This window comes from Streptomyces rhizoryzae, from assembly GCF_023155275.1.
In the GTDB taxonomy this organism is placed as follows: domain Bacteria; phylum Actinomycetota; class Actinomycetes; order Streptomycetales; family Streptomycetaceae; genus Streptomyces; species Streptomyces rhizoryzae.
Map to the genome: position 1 here is coordinate 1 of NZ_JALMUV010000089.1, position 9206 is coordinate 9206.

The following is a 9206-nucleotide window of genomic DNA, read 5'->3' on the forward strand; positions in this document are numbered from 1 at the left end:
CGCGCAGCGGAATCCCGAACCCCGCGAAGCGGGGAACCGCCCCGCGCAGCGAGGGCCCCAGGCGCCGGAGGCGCAACCAACAGCACCCCGCACGGCGGGAAAGCCAAAAACGTGGGAAGCCTAGTCCAAGACGACCAGCGGATCGTTCAGGACCGGCTGCCACCCCAGCTCCGCCGCGCCCACCAGGCTGTTGTGGTCCAGGCTGCACGGCAGGATCGGTACGCCGCCGCTGCGGCCCCACAGGCTTCGGTCGGCGACGACCGCGCGGAGGCGTTCGGGGTCGGCCTCCAGGAGGGCGCGGTGCAGGCCGCCGAGGATGATGCGGTCGGGGTTGAGGATGTTGACGAGGCCCGCGAGACCGAGGCCGAGCCGGTCGATGAGGAGGTCGGCGGCGGTGCGGACACCCGGCTCGGAGTACTCGTTGCGGAGCAGTTCGACGGCCTGGTGGAGGAGCGAGACCTCGGGCCCCGGTTCCCGGCCGGCCGCGACGAGGAACGCCAGCGGGTCGGCCTCGACGTCGAGGCAGCCGCGGCTGCCGCAGTGGCAGGGCGCGCCCTCGGGGTGGACGGTGAGGTGGCCGACCTCCAGCGCGAGGCCCGAACTTCCGCTGTGCAGGCGGCCGTCGAGCACCAGCGCGCCGCCGACCCCGCGGTGGCCGGAGGCGACGCACAGCAGGTGGCGGGCGCCGCGGCCGGCGCCGTGCCGGTGTTCGGCGAGGGCCCCGAGGTTGACGTCGTTGCCGGTGAAGCCGATCTTCTCGGTGACGCCGGGGATGCCGGCCTCGGCCAGCGCCCGGAGGAACAGTTCGCGTACCGGCGCACCCGAAGGCCAGGCGAGGTGCAGGGGGTTGAGCGCCTCGCCGTCCGGTTCGGCCACCGCGGACGGCACCGCGAGGCCGGCGCCCAGGCAGCGCCGCCCGGTCTCGCGCAGCAGCGCGGCCCCGGCCTCGACCACCTCGGCGAGGACCTGCGCGGGGTCGGCGGGGATGATGCCGCAGCTGGGCGTGGTGGCGACGATCCGGCCGCCGAGGCCGACCAGGGCGGCGCGGTAGCCGTCGGCGTGGATCTGCGCGGCCAGCACGACCGGGCCGTCCTCGTTGACGAACAGCCGGTGGGAGGGCCGCCCCTGGGAACCCGCCGAGGCGTGCGGCCGGGAGTCGACGGTGATCAGGCCGAGCGCTTCCAGCTCGGCCGCCACCGCCCCCGCGGTCGCGCGCGTCACGCCGAGTTCGGAGGTCAGGACGGCGCGGGTGGGCGCGCGTCCGGTGTGTACGAGCTCCAGTGCGGGTCCGAGGGCGCTCCGGCCCCGCTCCAGCCTGGTTGTCCGAGTCTGGGTCACGCCTCTATTCTGGCTTTGTGCCGACGCTAAACAAAATACGCACGGCCCTGACCCGCCACCGACCCCTCTTCCCCTCCCCTACCGCGAAATCGAGGACAGCGCCGCACGGCGGCGGAATTCCGGACGCCACCCCGCGGCCGGCCGGTTCCCGGCTCCTCCGCCACCGCGCGGCGATCACCGCGTTCTTCGCGATGGACGGCTTCCTCTTCGCCGGCTGGGTCGTCCGGATTCCCGCGATCAAGGCGCAGACCGGAGCCGGGGCAGGCGCCCTGGGGCTGGCGCTGCTCGGTGTCTCGGTGGGCGCGGTGGCGTTCATGACGGTCACCGGGCGGCTCTGCCGGCGGTACGGCAGCCAGGCGGTGACGGTGGCCTCCGGCGCCGCGCTCGCGCTGAGCATCCTGCTGCCCCCGTTCGCCCGGTCGGCCACCGCCCTGGGCCTGGCGCTGCTGGTCTTCGGCGCGGCGTACGGCTCGCTCAACGTGGCCATGAACAGCGCCGCCGTCGAACTGATCACGGTCCTGCGCCGTCCCGTGATGCCCGGCTTCCACGCCGCGTTCAGCCTGGGCGGGATGCTCGGCGCGGGCCTCGGCGGGCTGGTCGCCGGGCGGCTCTCACCCGTCGCCCACCTGGCGGCCCTGGCCGCGTGCGGGCTGGTGACGGCGGCCGTCGCCGGACGCACGCTGCTCCGCACCCGTGAGGTGACCGCGAGGGCGGCGCCGCCCGGCGTGCGGCCCGCCGCTTCCCCGCCGCCTTCCGGCCGCGCGCCGCGACCGGGCGGTACGGGCGGGCCGGTCCGGCGGCTGGTCGTCGTCTTCGGTGTGATCGCGCTGTGCACCGCGTACGGCGAGGGCGCGCTGGCCGACTGGGGCGCCCTGCACCTCTCCCAGGACCTGGCCGCCTCGCCGGGGTTCGCCGCCGCCGGGTACGCGGTGTTCGCGCTGGCGATGACCGCCGGGCGGCTCTCCGGGACGGCGGTCGTGGAGCGGTTCGGACCGGCGCGGACCCTGGCCGCGGGCGGCGGGACGGCGGCGGCCGGGATGCTGCTCGGAGCGCTCGCACCCAGCGCGTGGGCCGCCTGCGCCGGCTTCGCGGTCGCCGGTCTGGGCCTGGCCAACATCTTCCCGGTCGCCATCGCCCGGGCCGGTGCGGCCGGCGGCTCCGACGGCGTCGCGGTGGCCTCGACCATCGGCTACGGCGGCATGCTCCTGGGGCCGCCCGCGATCGGCTTCCTCACCGAGGCGTGGAGCCTCCCGGTCGCCCTGACCACGGTCGCCCTGCTGGCGGCGGTGGCGGCGGTGATCGCCCACACGACCCGCGACACCCACCGGACCGGGTGATCCGTCAGTCGGAGGGGCAGCCAGGGAGGCCGCGGCGGTCCCGCTCATCGGTCGGCGGGGCGGTGGGTGGTGGGCGGTGGGTGGTTTGCGGGCCGCGGTTGGTGGTCGGGGGGCGGTTGGTGGTCGGGGGGCGGCGGCCCTGTCATCCCCGGCCGTCGGGGCCTCGGGCCTCCGGGCCGTCGAGGGCACCCATCCGGCGGCCCGCCCGCCTGACGTGCCATCAACAGCGAGGCGCAGCATGCCGGTGGTGCCGACTCCCTAAAGGGCCCGACCGTGCTGCCCCGAGCCGTCCCGGCACAGCCGAAGGCAGGCAGGACACCGGCGGCGGCCCCGGCGCGGGGCGTTGTCAGTGGTGGCTGGCACACTCGGGGGCATGGAGATCACTGAGTTCGTCGAAACCCTGCGGCTGGACGGCGGGCTGCTCGCGGACGCCGCGGATGTAGCGGGGCCCGACGCCCCGGTTCCGGCCTGTCCCGAGTGGCGGATGCGCGATCTGGTCCTGCACATAGGGAGGGTCCACCGCTGGGCGGCGGGGTTCGTGACCGAGCCCCGGGACCGGCCGCATCCGCTGCCGGAGGGCCCGAAGCCGGCCGACGACGAACTGGTCGCGTGGTTGCGGGAGGGCCACCACCACCTCGTCCTCGCTCTCCACGCCGCGCCCCGGGACCTCAAGACCTGGACGATCGTCCCGGCGCCGTCCCCGCTCGCGTTCTGGGCGCGCCGGCAGGCCCATGAGACGTCGGTGCACCGCGCCGACGCCCAGCAGGCGGCCGGTGTTCCGCTCACGCCGCTGCCGGCCCGCTTCGCCGCCGACGGGGTGGACGAGCTGCTGACGGCCTTTCATGCGCACGAGCGCAGCCGGCTGCGCCCGGAGACGCCGCGGACGGTGCGGTTCCGCGCCACCGACACCCCCGACGCGGACTGGACGATGCACCTCACGCCCGACGCCCCGCCGCGTACGGAGCGCACACCCGCGCCGGAGGCCCCCGGTGCCGCGGGCGCCGACACCACGGTCGAGGGCCCGGCCGAGCAGCTGTATCTGACGCTGTGGAACCGCCTGTCCTGGGACGGTCTGGCGGTCACCGGCGACCCGTCGCTGCCGGCCCTGTGGCAGGAGCGGGGTGGTCTGTGAGAGGTGCACGGGACGGCACAGGAGAGAGGCGGCCGTGGGGGTAAGGGCGAGAAGCACCTGGGCGGCGCCCGGCGGGTGAGGGGGCCGGGCCGCAGGCGTGGCAGGGGCTCGGGTCAGCCGAGCCAGCCCGGGCGGACGAGGCCCGACTCGTAGGCGAGGACGACGAGTTGGGCCCGGTCGCGGGCGCCGAGTTTGACCATGGCGCGGCTGACGTGAGTCTTGGCGGTCAGGGGGCTGACCACCAGGCGGCGGGCGATCTCGTCGTTGGACAGGCCGATGCCGACCAGCGCCATCACCTCCCGTTCCCGCTCGGTCAGGGCGGTGAGCGCGGCGGCCGGCGCCGGTTCCTTGGAGCGGGCGGCGAACTCCGCGATCAGCCGGCGGGTCACCCCCGGCGAGAGCAGCGCGTCGCCGGCCACCACCGCGCGCACCGCCCGCAGCAGTTCGTCCGGTTCGGTGTCCTTGACCAGGAAGCCGGAGGCTCCGGAGCGGATCGCCTCGAAGACGTACTCGTCGAGTTCGAAGGTGGTGAGCATGACGACTCTGACGTCGGCCAGGGCCGGATCGGCGGTGAGCTGCCGGGTGGCGGCCAGGCCGTCGACCACCGGCATCCGGATGTCCATGAGGACCACGTCGGGCCGGTGCGCGCGGACGGCCGCCAGCGCTTCCTGCCCGTCCGCCGCCTCCGCGGCCACCTCGATGTCGGGCTGGGCGTCCAGCAGGGCCTTGAAGCCGGCCCGGACCAGCAGCTGGTCGTCGGCGAGCAGTACCCGGATCACGACTCCTCCTCGGTGGCGGTGCGGGCCCCGGCGGTGAGCGGGACGCGGGCCCGGACGCGGAAGCCGCCGTCCGGCCGCGGGCCCGCCTCGACGGTGCCGCCCAGGGCCGCGGCGCGCTCCCGCATCCCGGCCAGGCCGTTGCCGCCGCCGGCCGGTTCGCCGTCACCGGTGGCCGGGCCGTCGTCGTCGACCCGGATCTCCAGCACCCCGGGAGCGTAGCGGAGCCGCACCCGGGCGGTGCGCGAACCGGAGTGCCGGACGGTGTTGGTGAGCGCCTCCTGGACGATGCGGAAGGCGGCGAGGTCGGTGCCGGGCGGCAGCGCCGTCCGGGTGCCCTCGGTGGCGATGTCCACGGTGAGCCCGGCCCGGCCGGCCTGTTCGGTGAGTTCCGGCAGCCGGTCCAGGCCGGGGGCCGGGGCGCGCGGCGCGTCGCCCGGCGTGCGCAGGGTGTCGAGCACCTGCCGGACCTCTCCGAGCGCCTCCTTGCCGGCGGCCTTGATGGTGGTCAGCGCGGTCCGGGCCTGCTCCGGGTCGGAGTCGAGCAGCGCCAGGCCGACGCCCGCCTGGACGTTGATGACCGAGATGCTGTGGGCGAGGACGTCGTGGAGTTCGCGGGCGATCCGCAGCCGTTCCTCGTCGGCGCGGCGACGCTCGGCGGCGGCGCGTTCGGCACGCAGCCGGGCCAGTTGCTCACAGCGGAGCCGGACGAGTTCGGAGACCGCCAGGACCGCCGCCACCCAGGCGGTGACGCCCACTTCCTGCCCCCACGGGGCGGGTCCGGCGGAGGGCGGCAGCCAGCGGTAGAACCAGTGTGCGACCAGGAGGTGGACCAGCCACACCCCGCCCACCGCGGCCCAGGCGACCTTGCGGTGCCCGGCGACGATGGCCGCGTACGCGCCCAGCGCGAGGGTGGCGAAGACCGGCCCGTAGGGGTATCCGGCCGTGACGTACGCGGCGCAGCACAGGGCGGTGCCGACGGCCGTGGTCCGCGGGCAGCGGTGCCGGACGAGCAGCAGCAGGGCCCCGGCGAGCAGCAGCGCGTGGCCGAACGGGTCGAGCGGGACCCGGTCGCGCTGCGCGTGGGCCGCCGCCTGGCTGCCGACGACGACCAGCACGGTCACGGCGGCCGTCGACCGCCAGGGCAGCCGGCCGGCCGCCCGCCGCCGGAGCGCCCCGTCCGCCGCGTCCGCCGCCCGCGCCCGGCCGGGCCTGCGCCACCCCCACGGCGGCCGTGCGTTGTCCATGGCGCAACGCTAGTCCGGGGCCGGTCCCGTCGGCGTCCCCTGGGCGCGGTGGCTCCGGCTACTCCCCGGGGAGTAGCCGCCCGCCCCCGCCGCGGCCAGCATCGCCGCCAGGCGGTGCGCCCGCTCCCGGGGGTCGGGGGCGCCGGCCCACCCGGTCATCAGCAGGTGGTGGACGGTGCCGACGAGGGCGAGCGCGACCGCTGCGGTGTCGGTGCCGTCCGCGAGCCGGCCGAGCCGCGTTCGCCGACCCGGAGCGGATCCGGGCGGTGCTGTCGGCCGCCGGGTTCGCGCAGGTGACGGTGGTGCCGGCGGCGGCGGACGGCGTGTGGGGCGCGGACGCGGCGGACGCGGCCGCCTTCCTGCTGGCGTCGGGCCCCGGGCTCGCCCTGCTGGAGCGGGCCGCCCCCACGAACCGGGAGCGGGCCCGCGCGGCGCTCACCGAGGCGCTGCGCCGCCACGAGGACGGCGGCGCGGTCCGGATGCGCGCCGCCGCCTGGCTGGTCAGTGCCGTTCGGCCGCCGGCTCGCGGTCGCTGACCTCGTCGCGCGGGGCGGCCGGAGCGGTCCCCCCGGACGCCTCCGCCCGGTCGAAGGCGTCCAGCGCCCGCCGGGCGAGCGGGTGGGTGCGGACCAGCTCGGCGAGCGTGGACGTACCGCGGGTGATCTTGGTGAACGCCCGCCAGGCGGGCCGGAAACCGGTCAGCGCGGCGTGGAACATCCCGGGGCGGCGGGTGAAGACGGCCAGCATCCGGCGGCCGACGCCCATCTCCACCCCGAGCCCGGCCTTGATGGCGAAGGCGTAGTTCAGCGCCTGGCGGCGGGCGTCGACCGCGTCCGGCGCCTCGGCGATCCGCACCGCCCACTCACCCGCCAGCCGCCCCGAGCGCAGTGCGAACGAGATGCCCTCGCGGGTCCACGGCTCCAGCAGGCCGGCCGCGTCGCCGCAGACCAGCACCCGGCCGCGGGAGAGCGGGGAGTCGTCGGCGCGGCAGCGGGTCAGGTGGCCGGAGGAGATCTTCGGCTCGAAGCCGGCCAGGCCGAGCCGGCCGATGAAGTCCTCCAGATAGCGCTTGGTGGCCGCGCCCTCGCCGCGGGCGGAGATCACGCCGACGGTGAGGGTGTCGCCCTTGGGGAAGACCCAGCCGTAACTGCCGGGCAGCGGGCCCCAGTCGAGGAGCACCCGGCCGGCCCAGTCCTCGGCGACCGTCTCCGGAACCGGGATCTCCGCCTCCAGCCCCAGATCGACCTGGTCGACCTTGACGCCGACGTGCGCGCCTATCCGGCTCGCGCTGCCGTCCGCGCCGACCACCGCGCGGGCCAGCAGCACCTCGCCGTCGGCGAGCACCACCGCGACGGTCCGGCGGTCGGGGACGTTCGTCCCGTGCTGCTCGACCCGGGCGACGGTGGCGCCGGTCCGCACCCGGGCACCGGCGTCCTTCGCGGACTCCACCAGCGCGGCGTCGAACTCCGGGCGGTTGATCAGCCCGAACAGCATCTGCTTCGAACGGCGGGTGCGGGTCAGCCGGCCGTTCAGCGAGAAGGTGACGGCGTGCACCCGGTCGCGCAGCGGCAGTTCGAAACCGGGCGGCAGGGAGTCGCGGGACGGGCCGATGATGCCGCCGCCGCAGGTCTTGTAACGGGGGAGGTCGGCCTTCTCCAGGAGCAGCACCCGGCGTCCCGCGCACGCGGCGGCGTGCGCGGCCGAGGCGCCCGCGGGCCCCGCGCCGACCACCACCACGTCCCACACCTGCTGGTTGCCCTCGGCTGCCTGCTCGCTGCTCACCTGTGCTTCCGCTCCCGTCCGATGCCTGGCTGCGCGTACCGCCCGCATCCTACGGGCCGCGTCCGGGCGGACCGCCTGTGGGAAGATCGGGGCACGCAATCCCGTACGTCCGGCCCGTCCGGCTCACCCCGCCGGACGTGCTCCACGTACGTTCAACGCCGCGCCCACAAGGAGCGTTCCATGTCTGACAGCCCGCTCGCCCAGACCGTCGCCGCGCTGCAACCGCGGGCCAGGACCGAGCTCGCCGAGCTGGTGGCCTTCAAGTCGGTGGCGGACTTCGCGCAGTTCCCCCGGAGCGAGAGCGAGGGCGCCGCCCGCTGGATCGCGGACGCGCTGCGGGCCGAGGGCTTCGAGGACGTGGCACTGCTGGACACCCCCGACGGCACCCAGTCCGTCTACGGCCACCTCCCCGGCCCGGCCGGCGCGCCCACCGTCCTGCTCTACGCGCACTACGACGTCCAGCCGCCGCTGGACGAGGCCGCCTGGGTCTCGCCGCCGTTCGAACTGACCGAGCGCGACGGCCGCTGGTACGGGCGCGGCGCCGCGGACTGCAAGGGCGGCGTGATCATGCACCTGACGGCGCTGCGGGCGCTCAAGGAGCACGGCGGCGTCCCGGTCGGCGTCAAGGTGATCGTGGAGGGCTCCGAGGAGCAGGGCACCGGCGGCCTGGAGCGCTACGCCGAGGCGCACCCGGAGCTGCTGGCCGCCGACGCCATCGTGATCGGCGACGCCGGGAACTTCCGGGCCGGTCTGCCGACGGTGACCGCGACGCTGCGCGGCATGACGCTGGTGCAGGTCCGGGTCGACACCCTGGAGGGCAATCTGCACTCCGGCCAGTTCGGCGGCGCGGCCCCCGACGCGCTCGCCGCGCTGATCCGCGTCCTGGACTCGCTGCGCGCCGAGGACGGTTCGACGACCGTGCGCGGGCTGACCACCGACGCCGCGTGGGAGGGCCTCCAGTACCCGGAGGCGGACTTCCGCAAGGACGCCAAGGTCCTGGACGGCGTCGGCCTGATCGGCAGCGGCACGATCGCGGAGCGCCTGTGGGCCCGCCCGGCCGTCACGGTCCTGGGCATCGACTGCCCGCCGGTGGTCGGCGCCACTCCCTCCGTGCACGCCTCGGCCCGCGCCCTGGTGAGCCTGCGGGTGCCGCCGGGCACGGACGCCGCGGAGGCGACGCGGTTGCTGATCGCGCACCTGTCGGACGCTGCCCCGTGGGGCGCCCGGATCACCGCCGAACAGGTCGGCCAGGGCCAGCCGTTCCGCGCCGACACCAGCAGCCCGGCGTACGCGTCGATGGCGGCGGCGCTGAAGGAGGCGTACGACGGCGAGGAGATGCAGACGTCGGGGATGGGCGGCTCCATCCCCCTCTGCAACACGCTGGCCGCGCTGTACCCCGACACCGAGATCCTCCTCATCGGCCTGAGCGAGCCGGAGGCGCAGATCCACGCCGTCAACGAAAGCGTGTCGCCCGAGGAGCTGGAGCGGCTCTCCCTGGCGGAGGCGCTGTTCCTCCGGCGGTTCGCCGAGCGGGGTTGATCCCACGTTGTCGGCTTTCCCGCCGTGGGGGTGCCTGTGCGTTGCGCCTCCGGCG

The 9206-nt window shown here is 76.1% G+C and carries 9 protein-coding genes; 4 read left to right on the forward strand and 5 right to left on the reverse strand.

All coding sequences use genetic code 11. The annotated features are described in order from the left end of the window. Nucleotides 1-120: 120 nt before the first annotated feature. Nucleotides 121-1338 carry an ROK family protein gene (locus MUU72_RS34510; protein ID WP_248017410.1) on the reverse strand — a complete coding sequence of 406 codons (1218 nt, stop codon included), beginning with the start codon at nt 1336-1338 and terminating at the stop codon, nt 121-123. Nucleotides 1339-1355: 17 nt separating this feature from the next. Here MUU72_RS34510 and MUU72_RS34515 point away from each other — a divergent pair, with 17 nt between their 5' ends. Together MUU72_RS34515 and MUU72_RS34520 are read left to right on the forward strand one after the other, a co-directional pair. Further along, nucleotides 1356-2675: an MFS transporter gene (locus MUU72_RS34515; protein ID WP_372503299.1), complete on the forward strand. Its 1320-nt coding sequence runs from the start codon at nt 1356-1358 to the stop codon at nt 2673-2675. A gap of 373 nt (nt 2676-3048) precedes the next feature. Next, entirely contained in the window at nt 3049-3807 is a 759-nt protein-coding gene (locus MUU72_RS34520; protein ID WP_248017411.1) for a maleylpyruvate isomerase family mycothiol-dependent enzyme, read from the forward strand. 113 nt (nt 3808-3920) lie between these two features. Here MUU72_RS34520 and MUU72_RS34525 read toward each other — a convergent pair whose 3' ends face one another. The 3 genes from MUU72_RS34525 to MUU72_RS34535 are packed head-to-tail and all read right to left on the reverse strand — an operon-like array spanning nt 3921 to nt 5989. Further along, entirely contained in the window at nt 3921-4586 is a 666-nt protein-coding gene (locus MUU72_RS34525; protein WP_248017412.1) for a response regulator transcription factor, read from the reverse strand. Continuing rightward, nucleotides 4583-5830 carry a sensor histidine kinase gene (locus tag MUU72_RS34530; RefSeq protein WP_248017413.1) on the reverse strand — a complete coding sequence of 416 codons (1248 nt, stop codon included), beginning with the start codon at nt 5828-5830 and terminating at the stop codon, nt 4583-4585. Before MUU72_RS34530 ends, MUU72_RS34525 begins: the two co-directional genes overlap by 4 nt. 9 nt (nt 5831-5839) lie before the next feature. Beyond that, nucleotides 5840-5989 carry a hypothetical protein gene (locus MUU72_RS34535; protein ID WP_372503300.1) on the reverse strand — a complete coding sequence of 50 codons (150 nt, stop codon included), beginning with the start codon at nt 5987-5989 and terminating at the stop codon, nt 5840-5842. 107 nt (nt 5990-6096) lie between these two features. Here MUU72_RS34535 and MUU72_RS34540 point away from each other — a divergent pair, with 107 nt between their 5' ends. Then, a complete protein-coding gene (locus tag MUU72_RS34540; protein WP_248017414.1) occupies nt 6097-6366 on the forward strand; it encodes a hypothetical protein in 270 nt (89 codons plus the stop codon). Here the strand turns inward: MUU72_RS34540 and MUU72_RS34545 are convergent. Next, nucleotides 6332-7612 carry a geranylgeranyl reductase family protein gene (locus tag MUU72_RS34545; protein ID WP_248017415.1) on the reverse strand — a complete coding sequence of 427 codons (1281 nt, stop codon included), beginning with the start codon at nt 7610-7612 and terminating at the stop codon, nt 6332-6334. The two genes, MUU72_RS34540 and MUU72_RS34545, sit on opposite strands and share 35 nt — an antisense overlap. A gap of 180 nt (nt 7613-7792) precedes the next feature. Between MUU72_RS34545 and MUU72_RS34550 the strand changes: the two genes are divergently transcribed. Continuing rightward, nucleotides 7793-9151, forward strand: coding sequence for a dipeptidase (locus tag MUU72_RS34550; RefSeq protein ID WP_248017416.1), 1359 nt, complete (start codon nt 7793-7795; stop codon nt 9149-9151). Nucleotides 9152-9206: the final 55 nt, after the last annotated feature.

Bases quoted from the DNA above. Each gene is read 5' to 3' on its own strand.
- MUU72_RS34520 (WP_248017411.1), top strand. From the start codon at position 3,049: ATGGAGATCACTGAGTTCGTCGAAACCCTGCGGCTGGACGGCGGGCTG.
- MUU72_RS34530 (WP_248017413.1), bottom strand. From the start codon at position 5,830: ATGGACAACGCACGGCCGCCGTGGGGGTGGCGCAGGCCCGGCCGGGCG.
- MUU72_RS34535 (WP_372503300.1), bottom strand. From the start codon at position 5,989: ATGACCGGGTGGGCCGGCGCCCCCGACCCCCGGGAGCGGGCGCACCGC.
- MUU72_RS34550 (WP_248017416.1), top strand. From the start codon at position 7,793: ATGTCTGACAGCCCGCTCGCCCAGACCGTCGCCGCGCTGCAACCGCGG.